This window comes from Thiorhodovibrio litoralis (genome assembly GCF_033954455.1).
Lineage (GTDB): Bacteria > Pseudomonadota > Gammaproteobacteria > Chromatiales > Chromatiaceae > Thiorhodovibrio > Thiorhodovibrio litoralis.
On record NZ_CP121473.1, the window covers coordinates 496,457 to 521,961 of the forward strand.

A 25,505-nucleotide genomic window follows, 5' to 3' on the forward strand; every position below is an offset into this window, starting at 1 on the left:
CTCGACTATGCCGCAGTCTTCGCTATGGCCGCGATGATTGTCGATGACGGCAGCATCCGGCGCTAGAATCCGCAAGCCCAACCCGCGTTGCGCGATGCGGCAGCTGCTGGCGCAGGCGCGCGAACTGCTTGGGCAGGCCGATCTCGCGAGCCTGGTGTGCGATGGTGATTGCGGGGACTGCGTCATCAAGCAGGTCGAGGTTTTCGAACAAGCGCTGGCTGAGTGGGATTTGCGCCTCGCGCAGGGCGAGGCGCCAACCTTGGGTGATCTTGAGGAGCTGGCGCAATGGGGATGGCTGCTTGGGAGAAGATTGGTGCATGCCGGGTTGCTGAACGGCGCAACGCAATTGCGATAGGTACAGGTCATGCTTGAGTTGAAAACACTGGTTGACTACTGCGCGGATTTTCTGTCGATCGCGGACTTTCAGGACTATTGCCCGAATGGTCTACAGGTGGAGGGTGTTGAGCGCATTGAGCGCATCGTAACCGGCGTGACGGCCAGTCAGGCGCTGATCGACGCGGCCGCGGAGGAAAACGCCGATGCCCTGCTGGTGCATCATGGTTTTTTCTGGAAAGGCGAGGATCCTTGCCTGGTGGGCAACAAGGGACGTCGGGTCAAGGCGTTGCATGCAGCCGGACTGTCTTTGTTGGCCTATCACCTGCCGCTGGATGCCCACGCGGAGCTTGGCAATAATCGTCGTCTGGCTGATTTGCTCGGTATCGAGCAGCCTGCCCCGGCATCCGCGCGGGAACCCTTACTCTGGCGCGGGCATCTTCCAACTGCCGAGTCGGCGGAAGCCTTTAGTGAACGTGTTGCGAAGGCACTCGCGCGCAAACCCTTGCATATCCCGGCGTGCGATCGGCCGATCAAAACACTGGCCTGGTGCACAGGGGGCGGCCAGCGCTACATCGAGCAGGCTGCAAGTCTTGGAGTCGATGCGTTTTTGAGCGGCGAGATTTCCGAGTCAACAACGCATCAGGCGCGTGAGTCTGGTGTGGATTACTTTGCCATCGGTCATCACGCCTCCGAACGCGAGGGTATCCGCGCGCTAGGCGAGCATCTCAGTCAAGGTTTCGGGCTGCGACACCGTTTTATTGATATCGATAATCCTGCTTGAGGCCGCCTCGGTTTTCGCCCGAACGAGTACGCGAGATCGTAGCAGCATAATCCGATCAAATTCCACGGGTATTTGCGGAATGTCGTGGTCAGTCGGCCATTTGGCGGTTTAAATTCGGCATGAGCGAAGCTCGATGAGCTGCCAAAGGCGTTTCGCTGCTTTTTTGAGAAGTGCTTTTATGGCTTGATAAGTAAGGTTTTTTGGTCTTTTCTGTCGACGAAAATCTTGCGGACATCTTGACCGCAATGGGCAGGATCGGCCAGAATGCTTGATCTTTTTTGAAGAGCTTCGCGATATTCTAGTTTTCCATTTCCTTCGATACTGTGCGAGCGCCTCCGGTTCGAGGCGTCGTCCGGACGAGCCTACGGGGGGCTTTTGATCAAATGAGCGCACAAGGCGTTAATAAGACGCGGCGGCGGGTCCTCGTCGCCGCCACTAGCGTCGCCGGTGCCGTTGGCGCTGGCTTCGTTGCGGTACCCTTTATCGCGTCGATGAATCCGAGCGCCAAGGCGCGCGCGGCCGGCGCACCCGTAAGGGCCGATATCAGCAAGGTCGAGCCAGGCGCACTGCTGCGTGTCAAATACCGTGGCCAGCCGATTTGGGTCGTGCATCGCACGCCAGAGATGCTTGATGGCTTGCCCAAGAACGACTCGAAGCTGGTCGATCCGCAATCGACTGTGCCGCAGCAGCCGGAGTATTGCCAGAACCCGACCCGCTCCATCAAGCCGGAATATTTTGTCGCTATCGGTATTTGCACCCACTTGGGCTGCTCGCCGACCTACCGGCCAGAGTTCGCACCGGATGACCTGGGGCCAGACTGGCGGGGCGGTTGGTTCTGTCCCTGTCACGGGTCTAAGTTCGACCTCGCCGGGCGGGTTTTCAAGGGCGTGCCGGCACCGACCAATCTGGTCATCCCGAAACATACCTATCTGACTGACACCACCGTCCTGGTGGGCGAGGATGGAGGACAGGCTTAATGAGTGCTGAACACGCGCAACCCACAGGTCTTCTTGGGTGGTTCGACAAGCGCTTCCCGATTCTGAACGTCTGGAACGACCACATGGCGCGCTACTACGCGCCAAAGAACCTCAACTTTTGGTCTTTTTTTGGTGTGCTGGCCATCACGGTGCTGGTGCTACAGATCGTCACCGGTATCTGGCTGGCGATGAACTACAAGCCTTCGGCTGAAAACGCCTTCGCATCGGTCGAGTACATCATGCGTGATGTCGACTGGGGCTGGCTGATTCGCTATATGCACTCAACCGGTGCCTCGGCCTTCTTCATCGTCATTTATCTGCACATGTTCCGAGGCCTGATGTGGGGTTCCTACCGCAAGCCGCGCGAGCTGCTGTGGATCATTGGCGTGGTGATCTATCTGGCCATGATGGCCACCGCCTTCTTCGGCTATCTGCTGCCTTGGGGGCAGATGTCTTACTGGGGCGCGCAGGTTATCGTGAACCTGTTCGCCGCTGTGCCAGAGATCGGCCCCGACCTCTCTACCTGGGTACGTGGTGACTTTGTCATCTCGGATGCCACGCTGAACCGCTTTTTCGCCTTCCATTTCCTGATTCCTTTCTTGCTGGTGGCGCTGGTGTTCATTCACATCGTCGCCCTGCACCATGTCGGGTCGAATAACCCGGATGGAATCGAAATCAAGGAAAAGAAAGACGAAAACGGAATTCCGCTTGATGGCATTCCCTTCCACCCGTACTACACGGTCAAGGATTTGGTTGGCGTCGTGGTCTTTCTGGCAATCTTCTCTGCGGTAGTGTTCTTCGCGCCGGACTTTGGCGGCCTGTTCCTTGAGGGGCCCAACTTCCAGCCGGCTGATCCGCTCAAGACACCGCCGCATATTGCCCCGGTTTGGTACTTCACCCCCTTCTACGCCATGCTGCGGGCGATTCCGCCGATTGGGGGCTCGCAGTTCCCCGGCGTGGTGGTGATGTTTGGCGCGATTGCCATTCTGTTCCTGCTGCCCTGGCTTGATCGTAGTCCGGTTAAGTCGATCCGCTACAAGGGGCCGATCTCCCGCTTCATGCTCGGTGCCTTTGCGGTGTCTTTCGTGGTGCTGGCGTATCTGGGGCTGCAACCTGCCAGCGATATTCATACGCTGATGGCGCAGATATTTACCGCGGTGTATTTCGCGTTCTTTATTCTGATGCCAATTTACAGCAAGCTCGATAAGGTCAAGCCTGTTCCGGAAAGGGTAACCTCATGAGAAACGGTCTATTTGCACTCCTCCTTTTGGTCGCACCCTTTGCCGCCTGGGCTTCGGGCGGGGAAGGGCCCGAGCTTGAGCACGCCGACATCGATCTAAAAGATCAGGCTTCTCTGCAGCGCGGTGCGAAATACTTCGTCAACTACTGCATGGGCTGTCATTCGCTTCAGTATTCCCGTTACAACCGGGTTGCGGCGGATATCGGCATCACCGACGCTCAGGCGCGGGAGTTCTTGATCTTCGGTGATCAAAAGCCAGGCGACCTGATGACCAACGCGCTGCGTCCCGAGGACGGTGAAAAGTGGTTTGGGACCGCGATACCCGACCTGACACTTGTCACTCGCTGGCGCGAGCCGGATTGGGTCTATACCTATCTTAAATCGTACTATGTCGATGACTCGCGTCCCTACGGCGTCAATAATCTCGTATTCCCCGATGTCGGCATGCCGCACGCCCTTGCCAGCCTTCAGGGGATTCAGGAGCCGGTCTACAAGGATGGCCACCATCCGGAGGAGGGTGCGGCTGCGCACATTATCGGGGTCAAACTGGTCGAGCCAGGCACCTTGACAGTCGAGGAATACGACAACATGGCTCGGGATATCACCAATTTCCTGACCTATGTCGGTGAACCGATGAAGCTTGAGCGCAAGCGCCTTGGTATCTACGTCCTTTTATTCCTCGGGTTGATGTTCTTTCTGACCTACAACCTGAAGAAGGAATACTGGAAAGACGTTCACTGATCTGGCGCGCTTTCTTGCTGGTCAGGTTTTACCCTGACTGAGGTGCATGAGTTCAATCTGGAGACCGGGAAGGATTCGGGTTATTTTTGACTGGCCCATCGCACTCCCCGTGGTGCCACCCGGGTTCTGGCACTTAGCCAGTGACCCGGGTGTCTGAGCCTTTTTGCAGGAGTTGCGGGCATTGCATTGGCCCGCGCCTGCACCATTCATTGCGATTATCGTCAACGCGATAATCAGGCTCTAGCGTAGATACGGTTCTTACTTACCCGGCCAGGTTCCCACAGTCCTGCGCAAAAGTGGCGTCTTGATTGTCGGATTGTCCGTCCGTCGTTTGCCGCAGCGGTTTCGCTTGACGGTGCGCGGCCTCGATGAGGATTTCTCGCGGTGGTTTCAACTCGACGTTCGGTAATGACCCTGTTTTCAGACAACACTTGCCCCTACTGCCACCGGGTTCGAATGGTCTTGGCTGAAAAGAAAATGACCGTCGACATTGTGGACGTCGACGCGGGGGCGCTGCCGGAAGAGGTGTTAGACGCCAATCCGTACGCCGAAGTGCCGACCTTGGTCGATCGCGATCTGCGCCTTTACGAGTCGCGGATCATCATGGAATACCTCGATGAGCGTTTTCCACATCCGCCATTGATGCCGATTGACCCGGTAGCCCGGGCCAATACCCGCGTTTACATGTACCGGGTGGACCGTGACTGGTCGGTGTTGATGGATCGCATCCTTAAGGGTTCCAAATCTGAAGCCACGCAAGCGCGCAAGCAGCTGCGTGAAAGTTTGGTCACGACTTCTCCAGTGTTCGGGGCGCACGCATTCTTTATGAGCGAGGAATTCTCGCTGGTCGACTGCTGTATCGGGCCCCTGTTGTGGCGACTGCCGATCCTGGGTCTGGAGCTGCCACCCGCGGCGAGCGCGGCCAGAGACTACGCGGCCCGCCTTTTTGCCTGGCCCGCCTTCAAGGAAAGTTTGACCCAAGCGGAACGGGACATGGTGGCGGATGCGCGTTGAAAGCCCGCCTCCTTGGGATGGATATAAAGGGGACTTCACAAACGACACAGGCACCGAGGGTCGCATCGCTGAAAGTGGCCTCGCCGTTAATGCCAGTCACTGTGGATAAATCATACAGGGTCGTCGGGACTCATCGCATCGGTGAGCCGATATGGGAGGCAAGGGAGAGGAGTAAGGCATGACATCCAATCGTCCCTACCTGATCAGGGCGTTGTTTGAGTGGATACTCGACAATGACATGACGCCGCATCTTTTGGTCGATGCGATGCATCCGAATGCTGATGTGCCGCGGAAATTTGTCGAAGAAGGACGCATCGTTCTTAACATTGCACCGACCGCCGTCAAGGATCTGATGATCTCCAACGAAATGATCACCTTCTCCGCGCGTTTCGGTGGCGTACCCTCTGTTGTTGGGCTCCCTCCGGCTGCGGTGCTCGGCATCTACGCGCGCGAAAATGGACATGGGATGATATTTCCGCAGGAAGAGGATCTGGAGTCCCACCCGACGTCCGAGGATGGGGAGTCGACCGATCTCGGCGCTCAGGGTCAAGAGAATGCCAAGGGTGAACGAAAGACCAATCGTCCGGCGTTGCGCATCGTCAAATAGTGGAGTTTGGCGGAAAAATCGCGTTGCTGCCCGCGCTACCAAAAGGGCTTCAGCTTTCCCAGAGATTTGGAGCCATTTCCTGAACGGGTTGGTAACCGCCGAGCGAGATACGCTCCAGGTCCAGTCCACGAATGATCACTTCTCCTTGATGGCGGCCGACGCCTTCTTCGCTGAATTCAAATTGGTAGGTTCGTCTTTGTTTCAAACCATCGGCTTGCCACACCAGAGTGACGCGGCGCAATGCGACAGTCTGGTCGAGAAACTGAACCCCATGCTTTTGGCACGTCCGACGCGAAATGCCCAGTGCCAACTCGCGCGCGCGCAGCGAGTTCATCCAGAGCGCAACCGCCAGTAAAAGCAACAAAATCAGAAACAGATGTGTCACTTGGTTGCGAGACGTAGCGAAACTGGGGGGCAGGGGCAGTTGTCTGTCAGCATGTCTAGTCGGTTTTGAACTTCGGCAGGCCGGAAGTCAGCCACCAGTTCGATGTCTCCTTGTCATAGAGCCAACGCTGGCGATCAGTGAGTGATTCCAGTCGCTGGCGATCACGCAGTACATACTCAATCCGGACGATTTGCTCTGCCTTATCCTCCTCGATGATGACCGGCGAGCGCACCACTTCGTAGCCGGTCACGCGGACATTCTCGAGAAGGGGTGTTAGCTGTTCAGGACGTTCTTTAGGCTCGACAAATTGCAGGGCCGCATCATGATAGCCCCAGCGAATAGCCTGCCGATATCCACTGGTTGCGCTTTCAAGCACCCGATTCTTGCGTTCCTCTTTGACTTGCTTGCAACCAGCAAGGGGCAACAGCAAAGTCAAGCACAACAGCAGTAGCAGTTTTCGATTCGAACGTGGCATGAAGATACCTTCTCGCAAGGGAAGTGTTGTTAGAGAGAAGTTTTGTCAGACAGTGTCGCGGTGATTTTCTGGTCTTATGGCGTCCATGTTGGCGGCGAATGCAAACTCAGTGTCTTATGGGAGAATACATTCTTGCAATTTTCTAAGCATTCTTGCATGGAACCCAAACCGCGAACAGTCGTAAAGAGTCTTTGCGGGCTTCGCCTGGCCATTTGCCTGGAGCGCCGCTGATGAGCCCGGAGATGAGCCCGGAGATGAGCGAGCCGCGCGAGAACAAACAGGGTGCCGCAGCTGAGCCACTGGTGACCGTCAATGTCAGCGGTGCCCATGTGACCTTGCTGGGTACAGCCCACGTTTCACGTGCGAGCGTCGATAAGGTCAGGGAACTCCTTCAGACGCCGGGAGAGTTCACGGCTGTTGCGGTTGAGCTTTGTCAGAGCCGTTACCAGGCGTTGATGGACCCGGACGCGCTCGCGCAGCTCGACCTCTTCGCCGTCATCCGCGAGAAACGGGCCCACATGGTTGCCGCGAATCTCGCGCTGTCCGCCTATCAGCAGCGCCTAGCCGAGCAGATCGGTGTTGAGCCGGGGGCAGAACAGCGTGAAGCGATCATTCAAGCGCAGCGTTTGGGATTGCCAGTCCTGTTGATTGACCGCGAAATCGGGGTCACGCTAAAGCGCACCGCGGCTAATTTGGGCTTTTTCAAACGGCTCAACTTGTTCGTTGGTCTTTTGGCCGGGCTGCTGTCACGCGATCAGGTGACTGAAGACGACATCGAGACTCTGAAGCAGGGGGATGTGCTTGAAACAGCATTCGGTGAGTTTGCCGAGAACCGCCAGGATTTGTTCACGCCCCTGATTAGCGAAAGGGATCAGTTCATGGCGGCGCGACTGCGCGAGGAGATTGGCGAGCATGGGTATCCTCGGGTTCTTGCTGTCATCGGCGCTGGACATTCCAAGGGCGTCGCTGAAGCGCTTGAGCATCAGTCGCGGCCCCCGGCTGAGCTCATCGCTGAATTGCAACGGCTGCCGACTTCCAGCAGGTTCTGGCGCATCTTCCCCTGGTTGGTCGTTGCGCTGATACTTGGGCTCTTCGGCTATGGATTCACCCAAGGGCCAGATGTCGGCTGGGAGGTTATTAGCGACTGGGTTGTCATCAACGGCGGACTGTCAGCATTAGGTGCCGCTCTGGCAGGGGCGCATCCGCTGACGGTGCTTGGAGCATTTTGCGCGGCGCCCCTGACCTCGCTCAATCCGACCATCGGTGCGGGCATGGTGACTGCGGCTATCGAGCTTTTCCTGCGCCGGCCGCGGGTCGGGGACTTCCGTCGGCTCCGCGACGATGTAGCGCGCTGGTCGGGCTGGTGGCGCAACCGTGTAGCCAGGGTTCTGCTGGTTTTTGTCTTTAGTACCATCGGCTCGGCGGTTGGCACTTATGTCGCCGGCTTCAATATCGTTGCGCGGTTGATTGCTTGATGCGTCCGTCTCGCTTGCGAGAGATCAAGGCTCTACTTGCTCGTTAGAGCATCAACAACATTATGTTAGCAGCAGTATTTCGAAAATAAGTTAAGATAAGGGTTATAGATGTTTGCTTCCTGTTGCTTGCTTGAGGAGAGACGTTGAAACTGCTGCTGGTAAATGGGCAAGGCTGCTGGCGTCTGTGTTTCAAGGCAGTCCCTGCTGTTTTGGTGGCACTGGCTGTCGGCGGTTGCTCGAGCTTCGTGTGGGACCCAAGTCAACGGGTCGGTTCAGACAAGGGACACATCATCAGTGAAGAAAAGTCCGCGTTTGGCGCCGAAGCTAGCACCAGTGCGCTGCGCCGCGACGGAATCGCAATGGGCGAGGACCTCCCTGAACTAACGGATAAAGTCGAACGTGGGACGGGTGTTTTCGTGCGCGATGTCCAGGCCCCAAGTGTTGATACAACCCCGGGTGACGTGACACTCAATTTTGACGGGACTGATATCCGGGAAGTGGTTAAGGTCATTCTAGGTGACCTCCTCGGGGTGAATTATGTGCTCGATCCTGCAGTGCAGGGATCTGCTTCGCTGCAGACTGGACGCCCGCTGCGCAGGGATCTTCTGGTACCGACCTTAGAGACGCTGTTGCGCATGAATAATGCCGCACTAGTCGAGAATGCCGGGACCTATGAGGTGGTTCCTCTGACAAAAGCGGTGCGCGGTCGGTTAGCGCCGCAACTTGGGGCTAGCCGCAAAGCGCTGCCGCAGGGCTATTCCGTGCAGATCATCCCGCTGCGCTATGTTGGCGCAAAGGAGATGTCGGACATTTTGCAACCCCTCGCACCTGAAGGCAGCATCGTGCGAGTCGACAGCTTGCGAAATCTGCTCGTCATCGCGGCCGCCGGGCCGGAAATGAGCAACTTAATCGATACGATCGACGTATTCGATGTTGACTGGATGGCCGGTCTGTCGGTTGGTTTCTTCACCTTGGAATATGCGCAGGCAAGTGATGTTGTTGGACAAGTCGAAAAGTTGCTAGCCGATGATTCTGGTTCCCCGTTCAGCGGCTTGTTTCGGATGATTCCGGTCGATAGTTCGAATGCAATTTTGGTGGTGGCGCCTCAAGCGAGCTACCTCGAAAAGATGAAGGACTGGATCGAGCGGCTTGACCTAGCCGCGGCGAGTGGCAGCGGAGCCCAGCGACTTTATGTTTACCGGGTTAAGCACGGGCAAGCTGAAAACCTTGCGGGTATGCTCACGGAATTGTTCGCCGGCAGTAGTTCCGGAGGTACAACGCGCAGTGTTGGTGGTGTGGCGCCGGGGTCAACTGAAGCAACGATCGGTGGCGATGGACAAAGTGGTACAAATCAGAGCTCGCAGGCTTCGAGGAGGAACGTCTCCAGTAATCTCGATATGTCGTCGGAAGTGAATATTGTTGCCGATACCATCAATAACTCGCTGCTGGTTCGCTCAACGCCTAGAGACTACAAGAAAATACTCGATGCACTCAAGCAGCTTGACATCGTGCCCTTGCAGGTGCTCGTCGAGGCTACGATTGTTGAAGTACGACTGAGTGGTTCTCTGGAATACGGTGTTCGTTGGAACTTTCTAGCGGGCCCGAAAACCGATGGAGATTACAGCAATGCCATCGGGTTAACAGCAGATAAAGATGGGGCCATGGGGCCCTCATGGCCCGGTTTTAATTGGTCTGTCGTCGTCAATCCGGATACAATCCGCTCGACATTAAGCGCATTGGCAGCCGATGACCTCGTCAATGTCCTGTCTTCACCGTCTGTCATGGTGATGGACAACCAGGAGGCCAGGATTCAAGTTGGTGATGAGGTTCCGGTAAGGACCCGCGAACAACAGAGTACCGATGCCAATAGCACGCTGGTTAACGAGATTGAGTACAAGAATACGGGCGTTATCCTGACCGTAAAACCACGAGTGACGCCAGGTGGGCTGGTGCAAATGGAGATTGAGCAGGAGGTCAGTTCCGTCAATGAGCAGGAAGGTGCGACTGATTCGCCGTCCTTCCGCACCCGCAAGATCAACAGCAATGTTGCGGTCCAGTCCAACCAGGCGGTCGTGTTGGGTGGATTAATTCAGGATGATAGGTCGACGAGTAAATCGGGTGTGCCGGGTTTTTACCGTGTCCCGGTTGTCGGTGCGCTCTTCGGGCAGACGGCCAGAAGCTCTAGCCGCAGTGAGCTTATCGTTGTTTTGACGCCAAAAGTGATCGCCAATGACAGCGATATCGAGGCTGTGACCGAGGACTTTCGCTCCAAGGTCCAAAATCTAAAAACTGCCTTTTGAAGTGTTAGACACCGAGCGATCAAACCGCCTTTTGGTATCTCAATTCATGCCACCGGACAAAGCCGACCTGAAATCACCGTCGCTCGATTTTGTGGCCATTGCAGAAGATGTCTTCCGCATCGAAGCCGAGGCAGTAGCGGGTCTGGCGAAGCACATCGACGAGAACTTCAGCTGTGCGATCCGGGCCATTTTTTCGAGCAGTGGCCGCGCAATTATTTGTGGTATGGGCAAGTCGGGGATTATTGGAAGAAAGATCTCAGCGACTTTGGCAAGTACTGGAACGCCGTCGTTTTTTATGCATCCTTCGGAGGCATATCATGGCGACCTCGGTATGGTCGATGGCGACGATATCTTCATTGCTATTTCGCATTCCGGAGAGACTGAAGAACTGCTGCGCCTTCTCCCCTTCTTGCGTGACAACGGTAATCGCACCATTGCATTGACCGGTAATACCCGCTCGACTCTCGCGCGTCAGGTCGACCACCATCTTTGGGTGCATGTGGAAAGAGAGGCCTGCCCGTTGCAACTGGCCCCTACAGCCTCCACGACAGCGACTCTTGCTATGGGAGACGCGTTAGCAGTCGCCTTGATGCGGGCGCGAGGATTTCAGGAAAACCATTTTGCGCGTTTTCATCCTGGCGGCAACCTGGGAAGGCGCATGCTCGCTCTGGTGCGTGATGAGATGCGCAGCGATGGCCTACCTTTCATAACGCCTGCCGCATTGGCTGCCGAGGTGGTTGCGACCATGAGCGGTGGACGCTTAGGTATTGCGATTGTCAGCGAAGATAAGATTGCCCCTCTGGGCATCATCACAGACGGGGACTTACGCCGAGCGCTAGAAACAAGTCACGAGTGCTTTTTTGAATTGCGCGCGGGTGACATGATGACGGCAGATCCGCTTTCCATCGGTGCTGACAGTCGTATGAGCGCTGCCATGGAGATGATGGCGGAGCGGAAAGTGACCTCGCTAATCGTCGTGGATGATTCCGGTATCGTAGGTGTTGTCCAAAAATAAGCGGGTGTTCAATGCGCTTGACCGATTCGGCGGAAGCTAAGTGTCAGTATCCGAGAGTCATTTTGGTGCTCGCGACTTTCTCCGGCGCTAGATTTTTGGAGGAGCTGCTTGACAGCCTGTTGTCACAAAGCTATCAGCGTTGGGAGTTGTTGATACGAGATGACGGCTCACAAGACAATACGCTGCCGATCATACAGCAGTACGAGAAACGTTATGAGCGCATTACATTAATCGATGATGGAAAAGGCCGGCTCGGTCCGGTCCAAAATTTTGCGGCATTGTTGGAAGTCGCTCAGAAGCGAAACGGAGATTATGTTTTCTTGGTGGACCAAGATGACCTTTGGAGCTCGGAAAAGATTGCGCTAGAAGTCAAAGCGCTTGAGCTCGCGGAAGGGAAAATGGGGCGCGATTGCCCGCTTCTTGTACATTCTGATTTGCGGGTTGTCAGCAAGAGAGGGATTCTCATTGCGAAGTCGCTATTGAAGTATCAACGGATTTCCCATCAGGAATCTGATGCCATGGAGGTTCTGCTGGTGCAGAACTTTGTCACTGGCTGCACCGTCGCGCTCAACCGTGCCGCATTAGAGGTCGCGCTGCCGATTCCCAGGCTGGCGGTGATGCATGATTGGTGGTTGGCGCTTGCCGTTGCGGCCACTGGGCGCCTGCTTTTTGTCGGGCACCCCACCGTTGACTACCGGCAGCATGGAAAGAACCAAGTTGGAGCCGTAGGTGCCCTGCGAGGCTTGCAGCTCTTGGCTCGGCGGATTAGAACCAAAAATAAACTGCTTTATGATTTCGTCGCAGCCATTGCTCAGGCCTTAGCGCTGCTGCGCCACCTTCGACTTCGGGGTCTTTTTGATGAGAATAGGCGCGAGCATGTCGTGCTGGAAAGGTTTTGCAGCTTGTTTGTGGACTCGGTGAGCTGGCAGGCGCGTTTGCAAGAATGTCGCTTATTAGGGATAAGACGGCAGTTTCTTCCCCGAAGAATTCTGTTTTATCTTCAGCTGGCGTTGCTTAAGGACCTTGCCGTCTGGGAGTTGGATAAGGGTGATGGCGTCATGGAAGATGCAATGGAAGATCTGTGAATAGTTCTTTGGTTGTGTCTGTTGTTGTCTATGGGCCGGAGATGGGGTGGTTTCGGCTTCTCGTGGAATCCTTGTCCCGGGCTGTGAAGGAAGCCAAGGAATCTCTTCACCTCAGACATGTCGCCATTTGCGTGGTAGATAACAGTGCCGATGAGAGCGGACGGTTAATTCTTGATAAGCTGCGCGAGGAAAGTCCAGACATTTTCGAAGAGAAAAGCTGGTTGAGGTGGGAAGTATTTTCCGGTCATGGCAATCTTGGCTACGGATGCGGAAACAATTTGGCGTTAAAGAGCTACAAGGACGCGGATTTCTGGTTGGTGCTAAATCCAGATGTGGAAATTGACGTCGATGCTTTAGCGGTTGGCATTCGCTACCTTGAAGATCATCGGTGTGTTGCCATGCTTGCGCCAGGTGTCCTAACGGAAAATGGCTCGGTTTCGCACCTTTGTAAGGCGTATCCAAGTGTCCTGGATTTGGCTGCGCGGGCTTTTTTTCCTGCATCTTTTTTTTCGGCGGCTTCTGTCCCTGAACGGCTGCAGCGTATTTTCCGTGACCGCATTGCGAGTTACACGCTAGCCGTGATGGCTGCGGAAGACCGGCCGCGTGATGTCCCGATTGTCAGTGGCAGCTTCATGCTGTGCCGGGCAGCGGCCTTAAGAAAAGTCGGGGGATTTGATCCTGGGTATTTTTTGTATTTCGAGGATTTTGATCTTTCTCTCAGAATTTCAGCTGAGGGCGCACTGCGATGGTTGCCGGCAATGCGCATTCGGCATGCCGGCGGGCATGCTGCGCGCAAAGGCCTATGGCATACCTGGCAGTTCGTGCGCTCTGGCATCCGGTTTTTCAATCAGCACGGCTGGCGTTGGGGCTGATTGAAAAATATAGGCAGCGCTAAAAGATGTCGCGGTAGGCGGCATACATGGATGCGAGCAACACGGGCGACAGGATTAGCAGCCCCAGTCCGAAGGGAATGATGGCGAGGATCATCAGCAGGCTGCCGACCAGGCCGTAGATCAGGAACGGCAGGACGTTTTTCAGACAGCCGTGGAAGCTCAGTTTCATCGCGGCGACCGGACCGAGACCGTTCAGCATGACCAGGGCGGGGGCGAACCAGTAGGCCATGACCAAGGGGATGGCCAGGGCCAGGATGATCAGGGAGAGCACCAGCACGGTCGGCCCCAGGGCAGTTAGAAACAGCTCTGGATTGTTTTCCAGTGCCTGTGTGTCCATGCCACCGGCTGCCCCCATGATGGGGCCGATCATGATAATCACCGCCAGAATGGCAAGCACAATGGACCCGAGCATGTAGAGTCCGCCCACGCCGAGCAAAGAAGCGGTGTTGTTCTTGAAACCCTCAAACAAATGACCCACGCCAAAGTGCTCGCCGCTGGCTTGCGCATGGGCGCCGGCCATTAAGCCCCCTATGAGCACGGGGCTGATGAGCATGGAGGCAACGCTGCCAATCACTGGTACCAAGGCAAGCGCGATATTGATCAGCATGAATACCAAGAGGGCGCCGATCCATGCGAGAGGCGCCTGCTTGAACAGTCCCCAGCCGCTGACGATCCAACTCAGTCCATGGCCCATTGGAACAACCGCTGGCTCGGGAGTCGTGGCCCGGTGGGAGCTTGCTGCGGCGGCCGGGGGCGGCATGAATGCGGGGGGCGCGGTGCGAGGTGGCTCGACGGGGCGCGCGGTTCCGGGAGGTGGTGGCGGTGCCATGCCGGCGGAGTTGGCAGCCGTGCCAGTGCTGCTATCAGTGCCGCTGCTGCTGCCGTCGTTGGCATCAATGCGGGCGATGAGCCCGATGTCGGCGAGAACGTCGCGGTAGTGCGCGGCGGCGGCGGGGTCGACGTCTTTCTTGAGTGCTTTTTCGCGGCCATCGCGAATGAGTCTTAGCGCCTTTTCTTCCGGTACCTTGAAGATGGAAGCGAACTTTGTCGCTGCCTGTTGCGGGTCGATGCCCGATTTTAACTGGCCGGTGAAGACAACGGTGCAGAGTTGGCTCATGGTGGTCACCTGCGGCAAGGATCGCTGATAGGCGCCAGCGACTGTTTCCTGTGGTCGTTGCTGGCCTGGGTTTTCAGATTGAGAAATTACGCGGTTTGTTTGTTCATCCAGGCGAGCAGCCCCGGCTCGGACACCCAGACATCGCGCATGGCCTCGCGATAAAGCCACGCCTGATTGTCGCTGCCGGGTGCCACGCTACTGGTGGCGAGTGTCGGTCGCCTGACGCGCTTGCGCATCAGGTAGCGCGGCACGCGTGGCAAGCGGCCGAAGGCGTCGTGCAGAATGGCCGCTGCGCGCTCGGTCTGGCCCAGGCGATAAAGCGCAAGCACCTCGCCATAGGCCAGTTCGGCGGTCACATCGGTCGGGAAGCGCCGCGCCAGCGCCACGGCTTTTTCGTCCTCGTGGTAGCGCAGGTAGTGGTTCATCAGCTCGGCGCGGATGCCGAACTCATCGCTGGGATTCAGGTTGAGCAACTGCTCGAGCAGGGTGCCGGCCGCTTCGGGTGGCCCCTCCTCAGCGCGGTGCTGCGACAACCTCAGCAACAGCCGCAGCAGCGGGCGGTTGCCTGGCATCGACCAAGGCAGCCGGTGCCAGCCGTGGGTCTCGACGCCACGCTCGAAAATGGCCTGGGCGCGTTCGAGCAGCCGGCGCAGCAGGCGGGTGCGAATCCAGGGCAGGCGGCTCTCGGGATGCTCCTCAATCGCGGTGGCAAGGTCATCGAGAATGTCCAGGCTGTCGATGGATTCTGGGTGATGGTCAAGAAAATTGAGCCAGCCGCCGCTCTCCCATGCGTCACCGTCGTCGAGTGAGCTGAGCTGGTTGCCGAGCGGCTTGGATGCGGGGAAGCTGCGGTGCCAGGCGCGCTCGGTGCGCTTTAGAGCAGCGGGTGGCGTTAGGCTGGCGGTCGCTGCGTTGGGCGCGGTGCCGGCTGGAAAGGGTAAATCCTGCTCCGCGAACAAAGGCAGTTGCTCATCGAAAAAGACGTTGGTGGTGCCTTGCGCGCGCTCGAAGTGGTAAGTCGGCAGCGAATGCCGGTGATGTTGCTCGACCCAGTCGCGCACCCGCAGCAGCATTGGGTCCATGGCATCGGCATGCGTGGTCGCCAGGGCGTCCTGCGGGTCGCTGATGGCATGGGTCAGGAAGTCGAGCGTGCGCTCGCTTGCCTGCCCATTGCGGCGCAATTTGCCGCGCCAGAACCGGGCGCGCTCCCGCGCCAGGTCGTCGCGATGCTCGGTCGCTAGCAGAGTGATCTCAAGCAGGGCATTGGCCGGACTGTCCGGCGCGTTGCGCAGAGCTTGCTCAAAGGACAGATGCGCCTTGGCAAACTGGCCGTCTTCGATCTGCGTGGTGCTGATGCGCTGCCAGGCGGCTGCTTTCAGTTCGCGCCCGGCGGTTTCGGTGACGCGGCGCAGAAAGCTCTGGCGTTTTTTGCGGTAATCCAGTGTCTCGTAGGCATCGCAAAGGGCGTCGAGTGCGGTCTCGTAGCGGCTGTCGAGTTGTGAGAGGTCGCGGTCAAACAGTGGCTCGAGCAGGTGCGCGGCGCGTCCCGGGCGGTCGTCATCGAGCCAGCGCTCGGCGACCCGGGCAAGCAGATGGTCAGGGATGGCGGCGTGGTTGATGGCGTTTTGCAGCGCGTCGTCGTCGAGCTTGTCGAGCAGCAGTTCCCACACCAAGTCGGCCGGCATCTCGGGTAATTCCCCGGCCTGGGCGCAGCATTGGCCGAAGGGGCGATCGGAGCCGCACAGGCAGGGCTGCTCGGGGGATGGCGTTGGCACCGGCCGCGGCCGATAGCCCAGCGCGGGCAATGGGGTTGCGTTCCAGATGGCGGTGCCGAGCAAGGCGCCGAGCCGGTTGATTTCGTCCGCGGTCAGCTCGTTCTCGTCGAGATCGAGAAATTTGGGAATGGCAACGCGCGCCCAGTCAAGAAACTGGTGCAGGTCTTGCTCGCGGAAGATTTCCTCCACCGCGGCTAGAATGAGCTCTTCCATGCGCTCGGCGTCCTGACTTTCGCGCTGGATCATGACAACCCCCGGTTCACTAGCGCCCTCGCATCGCTGCCTCATTCTAGCGCGAGATGCCCGCCTGGTGTCGACTTTGTCGCTTCCGCTGGGCAAAGACCGGGCTGTGGTCGAACTCCGGCGTTATGCTGGTGTCTGCCGGGCAGTGGCGCGTCCGGCAGTTTGGACGCGGCGGGTGGCGGATGCCTTGGGCGTCGCAGGCAGCAGGCATTGCAAGGCCGAGATTGAGCAACGCGCAGGCGCAATGGAATGAAAGACGATCAAGTTCGCATTTTCGTATCCTCTCCCACGGATGTGGATCACGAGCGCGCGATCGTAAAAGACGTGATCGAGCGACTTGGCCAGGAATATCTGCCCTACTTCCCGCTGCGCGCGATTTTGTGGGAAGAAGAAGCCCTGACCGCGGACCGGACCTTCCAGGCGGGTCTGACTCAGCCATCGCAATGCCAGATTGTCTTGGTAATCCTGTGGACGCGTGTCGGCTCACCCTTGCCGGATGATCCCTATCGTGGCATGACCGGCACCGAGTGGGAGTTCGTGAGCGCGGTGACGCATTCCAATACGCACGGACTTCCGGAAGTTCTGGTCTACAAGAAATCCACGCCCAAGCTGGTCGACATCACGGACGCCGAGACAGCGCAGGAAGCCATCGTCGACCGGCGCCGGCTTGAGGACTTCTTCCGCGCGCATTTCTTTCACCAAGACAATACCTTCAAACGCGCTTTTCGCACCTTCGACAGCGATGCCCAGTTTCGCGAACTGGTCGAGGTGCAGTTGCGCAAACTGCTCAATCGGCGCGTCAGCGCGGAGCGCCGCGCGGGCGCTGGGGAGCTGCAATGGCGCGGCAGTCCTTTCCGCGCCGGCGAGGCATTCGAGTCGAGCGACGAGCGGGTGTTCACCGGGCGCGAGGTCGAGCTGCGAGAGCTGAGCGAGCGTCTGCAGGCGCGTGCCGAAGCCGGGCGTGCGCTCATGCTGCTCAGCGGGCCGAGCGGCTGCGGCAAGACTTCCTTGCTGCGCGCCGGGCTGGTGCCGCGCCTCGCGCGTCCGTTCCGCTTTGAGCACATCGCCGCGGTGCGTTCTTGTCTGTTCAGTCCGCCGAGCATGCCTGAAGATCCGCTGGCAGCCTTGGCGGCCGCGTTGTGCGCGGAGACTTGTCTTGGCGATCCGCTGCGCGGATTCGGGCTCGATGCTGCGGCGCTGACCGCCTTGCTGACGCGCGATCCTGCAATCGCGGCACGCCAGCTCATCGCGGCGTTGAAAGAGTCGGCTCGCATCCAGATGCTCGAAGGGCAGGTGCGTTTGGCGGTGATTGTCGATCCGCTCGATGCGATCTTCGCCAGCGCGGGTGATGGGGGCGCGCACCAAGAGAGGACCGAGCTGCCTGCCCAGGTGCCGAACGAGGTGCCGAACGAAGGCGAAAAAACCCTGGAGACCTTTGCCCGCGCATTGGCGGCCTTGGCCCGTAGCGGCGAGATTTGGGTCGTGGCGGCGATGCGCAGTGATGCCGTGCGCCATCTGCCGAAGCTACCACAGCTGGCGGCGATGCTCGATGACGGCGGCTGGCAGCAGCTTGAGCCGCTGCCGAGCGCGCGCATCCGCCAGATTATCGAGATTCCGGCACGCATTGCCGGGATTGAGCTCGAGTCGCAAGTCAGCGGCGCCGGTCGAGGTCTGGTCGAGCTCATCGAGGCTGAGGCCGGGCATCTGCGTCAGTGGGCGCCGCCGCTGCAAGCGCTGCTGCACTCGGCCTATCTGAGCGCCCGTGCCGCGGCCCCGGAACGGGATCAGGCCACGCACCTGAGCGTGGATCATTGGCGCGAACGGGGCGGACTTGCCGGTCAGATGCTGGCGCATGCCGAGGCGATGTGGCGTGACAGCGTCGATGCACCCGCGCGCGCCGCCTTGCCTAAATTGTGTCGCGCGCTCATTGCGCTCGGCAATGACGGCCAGCCCCAGCCACGCTTGGGCGATCTGGACGTTCTCGAGCAGGATGCGCAGACGCGGCGGCTGCTCGATGCCATGATCGCCGCGCGCCTGCTGACGACCGAGGCAGAGTGCGATCCGAGTCTGACCGCAAGCTGCGAACACCCAAACTATTCGCTGCTGCACGCGCTGACTGGCCTGTTCCGTCATGCACAGGGGCGAATCGTGCGCGACCGACCTCAAGTCGGCGCGCCATCGCCTGATGAAGCCAGTCCGGGCTTGAGCGCAGAGGCTGCTGCGGCAGCGCCGCAGGCTTCGGACACGCTCGATTGGAGCCGCTTCGTGGGCGTGGTCAGTCTCGCGCATCCGGTTCTGCTCACGCGCTGGGAGCCCATGCGCGATTGGCTGAGCGACCCGGACAATCGCGCTCTGCTGCACCTGCGCGAGCAACTGAGCCGGCAGGCGCGGTTATGGAAGCGCACCGGGTGCAATCGAGAGTATCTGTTCGGGGAGGCCGGCTTCGCGGCAGCGCAGCGGTTTGCCGACGCCTTTCCCGACGAGCTAGAGCCCCTTGAGCGCGAATTCCTGCATCAAAACGGGGCTTACCTGGCCTTTGTGCGTCGGCGCAATCGCATGGTGCGCGCGTTCGGCGTGCTGCTGGTCCTGCTGCTGGTCACCGCCAGCACCGCGGCCTGGATTGCCCAGCGCAAGTCCGAGAATGCCCGCTTGGCGATGCATCAGGTGCAGCTCAAGGAGGCTGACTTGCAAAGTCGTGGCGGCAACACGCCCCAGGCAGTCGACAAAGCGCTCGCGGCGGGCGTAGATTTGCCGGGCGAGGCGGTGCGTACCCTCAGCGACGCCTTCAGTCGCAATCGGCTGATGGCGATGATCGCCGCGCGTTCGCCGTCGCTCGATCGGCCCGTGCGGCCCGCTTTCAATGCCATGGGCGATCGGGTTGCCACGCTGCAGACAGGGCAGGGGGCAGGCCAATGGCGGCTCAACGACGGGCGCTTTATCCCCGCCGACCCGCCGGTGTTGAGTGATGGGCGCCTCGGCATTCACTCCCTCGTTATGGCACTCGCAACCGACGAGGTCTTTGGCATCGCAGCGGACGGCGTCTATCGGCTGCCGGCCTTTGCCGGTGCCGCCCCCGATTACCCTTGTGGCGCGCAGGCGGGTGCAGCGCTTGCGCTCGACGCCGGGCGGCAGCGCCTGGCGCTGGCGGTTCCAGGGGATGGCGGGCATCAAGGAGTCTGCGTGCTGGGTTTGACAGAGCCCGGCCGAGTGCTGTTCGCGCACAGCTTTGCCGAGCAGGAGTTGCGCGGTCTGAGCTTTTCCGCGGATGGACGCTTCCTTCTGACAGCCTCGAGCATCGGACGCACCCATTTGATTGACTTGGACGCGCCGAAGGGCGAGCAGCCAATCCGTCTCTCGCTTCCACCTGAGGGACCGGTCGGGCGACCCTTCAATCGCGCTGTCTTCGATCCCGCAGGCGAGCGCATCGGGATTGCCGCCGCCGACGAGCAAGTGCGATTGTTCGACCGCGACGGTCGCTTGATTGCCACACTCGGTAGCGCCATCATCGACGCTCAGCGAGTCCAGATCCACAACAGTGCCGTGCGCGATCTCGCTTTTTCCCCGGACGGAGCTTACCTGGTGGCCGTGGACGACGAGGGGCAGGTGGTGCGCTGGTCACTGACCGATCCGCCCCAAGCGGTCGTCCTCGGTCAACACGAGCTCAGTATTGTCAGCGTAGCCGTGGGTGACCCAATGTCCGGCCGGGCGTTGGGGACGGACGCTGCTGGCGAGGCGAAGAGAGTTCTTGTGCTAACGGCATCGCTCGACGGAACGGCGCGCCTCTGGACTCTGGCAACCGGTAAGCCGCTGGCAGTCTTCGGGCACGATGAGGCGGTTAGCTGGGCTGATTTCGTAGCGGATTCAGAGCGCGTGCTGAGTTTTTCGGTGCGCGACGGTTCTTTGCGGTTGTGGAGCGTGCTGCCGAGATCGCGGCTCGCCTTCGAGCTCAAACATCCTGATCCAACAAATCATGTGTGGCATCTCGACATGACCTCCGTGCCGCGAGAGCTGCTGGGCTCGAGTGGACCTGACACCGCTGCGGCGGAAAAGTCCCCCCTGTGGCTCGCAACGGCGGGCTACGATGGTGAAGTCCGCGTCTGGCGATATGACCGCGACGGTCAGCCACCACGATTGAGCTACAGTTTCGCGCAACAGGATGCTGCCGCAGCTGAAGGGACGGATACGGACATCCGGCCCGTGCGCCGCGTGCGCTTTTCGCCTTCCGGTCGGCGACTTGCGGCGGCGCGTTCCGATGGCAGCGCGCGTCTGCATGACCTCCTGACTGGCCGCTCCTGTCGCCTGCAGGTCGCCGCGCCAGACGCGACTGCGACGGAAAGTCCTGGAGCCGATCAGGTCTTTGACGTGCGGTTCGCGCCAGATGAGAGCTGGCTGTTGGCGGCCTCCGATAATCCAAGCCAGCCGCTGCGCTTGTTCGACGCACTGAGCTGTGAGCCCATCACCGGCATCGATGTGCTCGAACAGGCGACTGCTGCGACTGAGGCGATCGCCGTCAGGCAGGTCGGCGACGTCACTCTGGTCGCCACGGGAGATCGCGCTGGGCGGGTGCGCTTGCTGCGCGCTGCCGGGGCTGATGACTGGCAGGAGCAATGCGCCATTGATGCCAAAGTCGGCTCCATCAGCGATGTGGCAATCGCTCCGGACGGCGCTGCTTTAGCCATTGCTGGCGAGGCAAAACAACTGGCAATCCTCAGACTGAATGGCCCCGAGTGTGGTCAGCTTGACCTTTCCGAGGGACACAGTGACCGGCTATACAGTGTCGCTTTCTCGCCGGAGGGTGATCGGATTTTGACTGCGTCTCTGGATAAAACCGCCAGGCTATGGACGCGCACCGGTCAGCCGCTGGCCGTGCTGGTTGGTCATCAAGACCGTATTTACCATGCCACCTTCAGTCCTGGGGATGGCCGCTGGCTGCTGACCGCCTCCCGCGACGGTACGCTGCGCCTATGGCGCGCGCCGCCAGCCGACTATCGCCCGGAACGCGCCGAAGTGTTGTCGGATTTTCTGCCCTTGCCGGCGAACGCGGGCGGAGCGGCCTTCGCGACTTTCAGCCCTGATGGTCAATATGTTGCAGGTGCCTACTGGGACAACGCTGCACTGCTTTGGCGCCTGTGGCGCGAAGATCCGTTGCCGGATGACAAGCTGGCTGCGCAATGGGGGGCGGATAGGGCGCGGCTCGCCCTGCTCAAGGAGGCCTACCGTTTTCGCCGTGACAATGATGTCAGCGCGGCCAAGCAAGATTCACCCGCGCAATTGCGCGCAACGCAATGATGGCTGACTGATGCTGAGCTGGAGCGCATTGCAAATCGGTCGACGGGGCATCGGGCTTGTTATCGCGCTCGTGCTCTTTGCTCTGGTTGCCAGCCAGATTCCGCTGCGCGACACCGATGTTGCGGTTTACGCCAAGGCCGCTGACCGGGTTGTGCTGGATTCACAGGACCCTTATCCGCGCCAACCAGGTGATGTGCTGCCTTTTACTTACCCGCCCACGGCGCTGCCGCTGCTGTATCTTATCGCGCGATTGTCCACGGCACAGCTCGCGGATGTGATGTTCGCCGTCAATATCATGCTGACAGTCGTGCTGATGTTGCTGCTGGTCGGCGACCTGGCGCGCGACGACCCCTCAGGTCGGTTGCGGATCTGGGGGCCGATCTATATCGCCTGCTTCGGCGGGCTCTCCCTGACGCTGCAGTTCGGCCAAATCAACCTGTTGCTGCTGCTGTTGCTCTGGGGTTACTGGCGCGAGCTGCGTCGCGGTCATCAGCGCGCCAGGGCCGGCGCGCTGCTGGCACTCGGATGCCTGGCCAAGCCGCACTACGCACTGCTGGCACTCGGCGCCGGACCGCGTCCAAGCTGGCGGCTCATTGCCGGGACTGGCGGCGCAGCCGCGCTGCTGGTCGTGCTCAGTCTGTGGGTCGCGCCGGTCGGCAGTTGGACCTCCTGGTGGAGCGAGATCGTCGCCACCACCAGCGTCACCGGGTTGCCGCCCGGACACAGCTCCATTGCCGCACCTTGGAATCGGAGCCTCGTTGGAGCCATTGCCCGGTTTCTTATCCCCAATAAGTTCAGCGGCGTCGTCTGCGAAGACGCCGAGCTTGCCGCGCAGCTCAGCACGCTGGCAATCAGTCTTGTCCTCGCGGTGACAGGCATGGTGCTGTGGCGCTCGATGCGCCGCGAGCTCACGCCATTCTCCGCTGGGGCCTATGGCGCGCGTGACTCTCTGGACCATGACCTCGAGTTGTCACTGATCAGTCTGGCGGTATTTTTGATCGCGCCTGCGAGTTGGACGCACCACTTGGTGATGTTGCTGCCGGCAACCTTGATCTTGCTGCGCGATCGGGTTCTCTGCGCCGGCGTTGCGCTTGGTAGCCGCGTGACCGCCGGGTTGGTGCTGGCGGTGATTGCCTTGACGCTCGACGATCTGATTCCGCTTGAGCTGCGGGTAAGCTCGCTGCCCCTGATGACCTTGATGACAGTTGCCGTGGTTGCGCTCTGGCTATTGCTCGCCGAGCAACTCTGGCGGCGAAGCGCGACTCTTGCACGTCTCTGAACAGAATCTTTGCGAATACGACCTTTGCGCCACGAGCGTTGTGAGCAGGTCGCCAGCCTAGGGCTCGCCGCTGTCACATCAGCGTCAGCACAATCAGGCCGAGCAGCATCACCGCCGAGCCGGTGAGCTTGACGAGCAGGCGCGCTTCGTCAAAAAACCAGCGCCCGAGCACCACGGCGAACAACCCCGCCGAGCGCTTCACTGCCATGGCATAGGAGGCGAGTGTCAGGCTGAGCGCGATCTGGTCGGCGATGCGCATCAATGCAAACAGTACGCCAAGGGAGAGCAGTGACCGACCGTGCTGCAGCACTTTCGGTGAGAAGGCCTCGCGGTGAAAATCCCGGTTCTGAAGGCTGAAAATGACATAAAGCATCACCGGGTTGATGGCTGCCACCATCACGGCGAAGGATAGTGGATCGGACAACTGAATCCCCACCCGCCCGAAGGTCGATGCCGCAGCGAAGCACAAGGCCGCGGCCAGGGTGAACAGGCTGCCGGGGTTCTTAACTAGCATCACCAGCGGGTCGGACCAGTGTCGCATCCCGCTCTCCAGGCTGACCACATAGCTGCCGAGCATCAGCAGTCCGAGTCCGAGCGCGCCCGACAGGCTTGGCAGTTGCCCGGTCAGCAGCCACTCCATCGCCACCACAAAGCCTGGCGTCAGCGTCAGCACCGGCCCGACCAGGGAAATCTCCCCGCGCTGTATGGCCAGATTCAACGCCCAGCCGCCGAATCCGGACAGCAGGCCGCCGCACAGCACGGCGCCAACATAGGCGGGCTGGTGCAGCGGAAAGTCGTGATACCAGATGATGAGTGGCAGGGTTACCACCAGGCTGGCCAGATTGACATAGAGCGTCAGCGCCTGCGCCGAGAAGCTGAAGCTCAGATGCTTGGTAACCGCGAGCCGTGAGGCATGAAAAAACGCTGACAGCAGCGAGAACAGGATCCAGAAATGTGCGTAGCCGGCGAAATCCACAAGGGTCGTGTTTCAGGGTTCGTCGGTTCGGCTCGTGAGGCGATGCAGGGGGGACGGGGCGACTGGCCATGCAGAGGTGCGGCAGGGTCGACCCAGCGGGCGACCTTAGCACCAGCCAGATGCAAAGTCGCGTAGCTGTTTAGGCTGTTCGATGTGCACGGATGCCAGCGCCGTCAGCCTTTTGCGCAGATGAGTGGCAAACGCATGCTGCCAGGCGGCGCGCGCATGCCAGTCTTGGGGGCTAAACTCACCCTCTCCGCGCAGGACACGCACGCTCGGGGTGGCGCCGATTGGCAGCAGGCCGGCACAGCCGATACCGGAAAAGAGTTTCGCCGACAGCAGCAAATACACCGGTCGGCTGGCGATGACCGGGGCTTTTAAGGTGTTGGCTAGAGGTGTGTATAGGTTGACTCCGTAGCAGGGTTGATTCAGGCTCATGCAGTGCTGGCGGGTTCTCGGGCTCGCATGCTGGAGCCGGGCCGCGGTGGCAGGCGACAAGTCGCGCAAGCCCTCGCCAAGGAATTTGAGCGAGGCTTCCAGCTCGGCTGGCAGGCTGAGAGCATGCACTGCGGCGAGACGCTCCGCAGCAGGGAGCAGCCGATGGCGGTGCCAAGGGGGCGGCGGCTCGTTATGGCCGACAAAGGCTTGTGACAGCTGCGCGGACAGGTGTGCAATGCGCTGATGGATTGCGCGCATGATGGCCTCAAACGCCGGTTCGCCGAGGACGTTCCACCCGGGCAGCTCGATCAAGCAGCCCGGCGGGCGTTCGCCGCGGATAATGGCCTCGGCGTCGGTGTCGAGCAGGCGCGCGCCGATCGGGGCAAGATCGAGATCTTGCAGGGCCGCGGTGAACAAGGCCCCGCCGAGGAAGCTCAGTGGATCGAGCAGCTGGCGTCTTTCCTTCAGGTCTCTGGTGGCAGCGAGCGGTTGCTGCGCGGCGATGGCCTTGAGCTCCGCATCGCTCCAGTAAAGCAGGTGCAGATGAAACTGCTTGGCCGCCTGCACGCTTTCGCGGTCGCTGGTGCAGGGGTCGCAGTTCATGGCCAGACTGAGATGCCCGCCGTCGAGGCCAAAGGTCCGCTGCGTGCCGGGTTGCGAGACGAAGCGCACAAACTCAAGCGCGCTGCGCCACAACAGGCGTCCGGTGATGGGCAGTACCGACTCGGGCGCCGGCTTGGGACTCGCCGAGACCTCGCTCAGCATCACATCATGCAGCGCATGTGGCAGCGCCTTGTCGATCAGCGCCAGGCGGTCATGCTCCGATGCCTTGACTGCCGCGCTCCGGCAGTCCCACGTAAGAATGGTGCGGCGGCCAAAGCGCTGCTCGGGCGGGCCGGCCGTTTCGTCCGCGCGCAGCCGGAAGGCCGCCGGCGCGGCCGGAATGCGCAAATGCTGCCAAGCCGTTGGCATGCGCTCGATCCCGGACGGGAAGAGCTGCGCGAAAGGGTCCTGGTGGCTGGAAGTCGTCATTTGGTGACAGGATACCAGACGCCCAGAGTGCG

20 protein-coding genes are annotated in these 25,505 nt (G+C 59.9%); 14 read left to right on the forward strand and 6 right to left on the reverse strand.

Annotation, left to right across the window (positions count from 1 at the left end):
• The first annotated feature begins 43 nt into the window (after positions 1-43).
• From Thiosp_RS02285 to Thiosp_RS02315, 7 genes are all read left to right on the forward strand, one after another.
• Complete coding sequence (locus Thiosp_RS02285; protein ID WP_201068888.1) at positions 44-355, forward strand: hypothetical protein; 312 nt, start codon at positions 44-46, stop codon at positions 353-355.
• A gap of 9 nt (positions 356-364) precedes the next feature.
• Positions 365-1,117 carry a Nif3-like dinuclear metal center hexameric protein gene (locus tag Thiosp_RS02290; protein ID WP_201068887.1) on the forward strand — a complete coding sequence of 251 codons (753 nt, stop codon included), beginning with the start codon at positions 365-367 and terminating at the stop codon, positions 1,115-1,117.
• Between the two features lie 383 nt (positions 1,118-1,500).
• Positions 1,501-2,094: a ubiquinol-cytochrome c reductase iron-sulfur subunit gene (gene petA / locus Thiosp_RS02295; protein ID WP_201068886.1), complete on the forward strand. Its 594-nt coding sequence runs from the start codon at positions 1,501-1,503 to the stop codon at positions 2,092-2,094.
• Entirely contained in the window at positions 2,094-3,335 is a 1,242-nt protein-coding gene (locus Thiosp_RS02300) for a cytochrome b (RefSeq protein ID WP_201068885.1), read from the forward strand. Before petA ends, Thiosp_RS02300 begins: the two co-directional genes overlap by 1 nt.
• Positions 3,332-4,075, forward strand: a complete 744-nt coding sequence (locus tag Thiosp_RS02305; protein WP_201068884.1) for a cytochrome c1 — start codon at positions 3,332-3,334, stop codon at positions 4,073-4,075. Before Thiosp_RS02300 ends, Thiosp_RS02305 begins: the two co-directional genes overlap by 4 nt.
• Before the next feature lie 408 nt (positions 4,076-4,483).
• Positions 4,484-5,089, forward strand: coding sequence for a glutathione S-transferase N-terminal domain-containing protein (locus Thiosp_RS02310; RefSeq protein WP_201068883.1), 606 nt, complete (start codon positions 4,484-4,486; stop codon positions 5,087-5,089).
• A gap of 178 nt (positions 5,090-5,267) precedes the next feature.
• On the forward strand, positions 5,268-5,696 hold the full coding sequence (locus Thiosp_RS02315; protein WP_201068882.1) for a ClpXP protease specificity-enhancing factor: 429 nt from the start codon (positions 5,268-5,270) through the stop codon (positions 5,694-5,696).
• A gap of 49 nt (positions 5,697-5,745) precedes the next feature.
• Here the strand turns inward: Thiosp_RS02315 and Thiosp_RS02320 are convergent, their stop codons facing one another.
• Complete coding sequence (locus tag Thiosp_RS02320) at positions 5,746-6,081, reverse strand: DUF3301 domain-containing protein (RefSeq protein ID WP_201068881.1); 336 nt, start codon at positions 6,079-6,081, stop codon at positions 5,746-5,748.
• 55 nt (positions 6,082-6,136) lie between these two features.
• Positions 6,137-6,517, reverse strand: coding sequence for a hypothetical protein (locus Thiosp_RS02325; protein WP_323696807.1), 381 nt, complete (start codon positions 6,515-6,517; stop codon positions 6,137-6,139).
• A 269-nt stretch (positions 6,518-6,786) separates the two neighbouring features.
• Here Thiosp_RS02325 and Thiosp_RS02330 point away from each other — a divergent pair, with 269 nt between their 5' ends.
• The 5 genes from Thiosp_RS02330 to Thiosp_RS02350 all read left to right on the forward strand — a co-directional run bounded on the left by Thiosp_RS02330 (position 6,787) and on the right by Thiosp_RS02350 (position 13,303).
• Complete coding sequence (locus tag Thiosp_RS02330; RefSeq protein WP_242518955.1) at positions 6,787-8,031, forward strand: TraB/GumN family protein; 1,245 nt, start codon at positions 6,787-6,789, stop codon at positions 8,029-8,031.
• 143 nt (positions 8,032-8,174) lie between these two features.
• Positions 8,175-10,331, forward strand: coding sequence for a type II secretion system secretin GspD (gene gspD, locus Thiosp_RS02335; RefSeq protein WP_201068879.1), 2,157 nt, complete (start codon positions 8,175-8,177; stop codon positions 10,329-10,331).
• A 46-nt stretch (positions 10,332-10,377) separates the two neighbouring features.
• Positions 10,378-11,346 (forward strand): KpsF/GutQ family sugar-phosphate isomerase, encoded by a 969-nt coding sequence (locus Thiosp_RS02340; RefSeq protein WP_201068878.1) that lies wholly within the window; start codon positions 10,378-10,380, stop codon positions 11,344-11,346.
• A gap of 11 nt (positions 11,347-11,357) precedes the next feature.
• Positions 11,358-12,431 (forward strand): glycosyltransferase family 2 protein, encoded by a 1,074-nt coding sequence (locus Thiosp_RS02345; RefSeq protein ID WP_201068877.1) that lies wholly within the window; start codon positions 11,358-11,360, stop codon positions 12,429-12,431.
• Positions 12,432-12,514: 83 nt separating this feature from the next.
• A complete protein-coding gene (locus Thiosp_RS02350) occupies positions 12,515-13,303 on the forward strand; it encodes a glycosyltransferase family protein (RefSeq protein WP_201068876.1) in 789 nt (262 codons plus the stop codon).
• A 19-nt stretch (positions 13,304-13,322) separates the two neighbouring features.
• On the opposite strand, the gene Thiosp_RS02355 is transcribed toward Thiosp_RS02350, so the two are convergent.
• Positions 13,323-14,441, reverse strand: coding sequence for a BPSS1780 family membrane protein (locus tag Thiosp_RS02355; RefSeq protein ID WP_201068875.1), 1,119 nt, complete (start codon positions 14,439-14,441; stop codon positions 13,323-13,325).
• 86 nt (positions 14,442-14,527) lie between these two features.
• Positions 14,528-16,462, reverse strand: a complete 1,935-nt coding sequence (locus Thiosp_RS02360) for a hypothetical protein (RefSeq protein WP_201068874.1) — start codon at positions 16,460-16,462, stop codon at positions 14,528-14,530.
• Positions 16,463-16,708: 246 nt separating this feature from the next.
• On the opposite strand from Thiosp_RS02360, the gene Thiosp_RS02365 reads away from it, so the two are divergent.
• Both Thiosp_RS02365 and Thiosp_RS02370 read left to right on the forward strand, forming a co-directional pair.
• Positions 16,709-21,748: an AAA family ATPase gene (locus Thiosp_RS02365; RefSeq protein WP_201068873.1), complete on the forward strand. Its 5,040-nt coding sequence runs from the start codon at positions 16,709-16,711 to the stop codon at positions 21,746-21,748.
• A 10-nt stretch (positions 21,749-21,758) separates the two neighbouring features.
• Positions 21,759-23,027 (forward strand): glycosyltransferase family 87 protein, encoded by a 1,269-nt coding sequence (locus Thiosp_RS02370; protein ID WP_201068872.1) that lies wholly within the window; start codon positions 21,759-21,761, stop codon positions 23,025-23,027.
• A gap of 73 nt (positions 23,028-23,100) precedes the next feature.
• Here Thiosp_RS02370 and Thiosp_RS02375 read toward each other — a convergent pair whose 3' ends face one another.
• A complete protein-coding gene (locus tag Thiosp_RS02375) occupies positions 23,101-24,003 on the reverse strand; it encodes an EamA family transporter (protein WP_201068871.1) in 903 nt (300 codons plus the stop codon).
• Between the two features lie 105 nt (positions 24,004-24,108).
• Positions 24,109-25,473, reverse strand: coding sequence for a hypothetical protein (locus tag Thiosp_RS02380; RefSeq protein WP_201068870.1), 1,365 nt, complete (start codon positions 25,471-25,473; stop codon positions 24,109-24,111).
• Between the last annotated feature and the right edge of the window lie 32 nt (positions 25,474-25,505).

Bases quoted from the DNA above. Each gene is read 5' to 3' on its own strand.
- petA (WP_201068886.1), top strand. From the start codon at position 1,501: ATGAGCGCACAAGGCGTTAATAAGACGCGGCGGCGGGTCCTCGTCGCC.
- Thiosp_RS02360 (WP_201068874.1), bottom strand. From the start codon at position 16,462: ATGATCCAGCGCGAAAGTCAGGACGCCGAGCGCATGGAAGAGCTCATT.
- Thiosp_RS02365 (WP_201068873.1), top strand. From the start codon at position 16,709: ATGAAAGACGATCAAGTTCGCATTTTCGTATCCTCTCCCACGGATGTG.
- Thiosp_RS02345 (WP_201068877.1), top strand. From the start codon at position 11,358: ATGCGCTTGACCGATTCGGCGGAAGCTAAGTGTCAGTATCCGAGAGTC.
- Thiosp_RS02380 (WP_201068870.1), bottom strand. From the start codon at position 25,473: ATGACGACTTCCAGCCACCAGGACCCTTTCGCGCAGCTCTTCCCGTCC.
- Thiosp_RS02305 (WP_201068884.1), top strand. From the start codon at position 3,332: ATGAGAAACGGTCTATTTGCACTCCTCCTTTTGGTCGCACCCTTTGCC.
- Thiosp_RS02370 (WP_201068872.1), top strand. From the start codon at position 21,759: ATGCTGAGCTGGAGCGCATTGCAAATCGGTCGACGGGGCATCGGGCTT.
- Thiosp_RS02285 (WP_201068888.1), top strand. From the start codon at position 44: ATGACGGCAGCATCCGGCGCTAGAATCCGCAAGCCCAACCCGCGTTGC.
- Thiosp_RS02355 (WP_201068875.1), bottom strand. From the start codon at position 14,441: ATGAGCCAACTCTGCACCGTTGTCTTCACCGGCCAGTTAAAATCGGGC.
- Thiosp_RS02330 (WP_242518955.1), top strand. From the start codon at position 6,787: ATGAGCCCGGAGATGAGCCCGGAGATGAGCGAGCCGCGCGAGAACAAA.
- Thiosp_RS02310 (WP_201068883.1), top strand. From the start codon at position 4,484: ATGACCCTGTTTTCAGACAACACTTGCCCCTACTGCCACCGGGTTCGA.
- Thiosp_RS02315 (WP_201068882.1), top strand. From the start codon at position 5,268: ATGACATCCAATCGTCCCTACCTGATCAGGGCGTTGTTTGAGTGGATA.
- Thiosp_RS02300 (WP_201068885.1), top strand. From the start codon at position 2,094: ATGAGTGCTGAACACGCGCAACCCACAGGTCTTCTTGGGTGGTTCGAC.
- Thiosp_RS02340 (WP_201068878.1), top strand. From the start codon at position 10,378: ATGCCACCGGACAAAGCCGACCTGAAATCACCGTCGCTCGATTTTGTG.
- Thiosp_RS02290 (WP_201068887.1), top strand. From the start codon at position 365: ATGCTTGAGTTGAAAACACTGGTTGACTACTGCGCGGATTTTCTGTCG.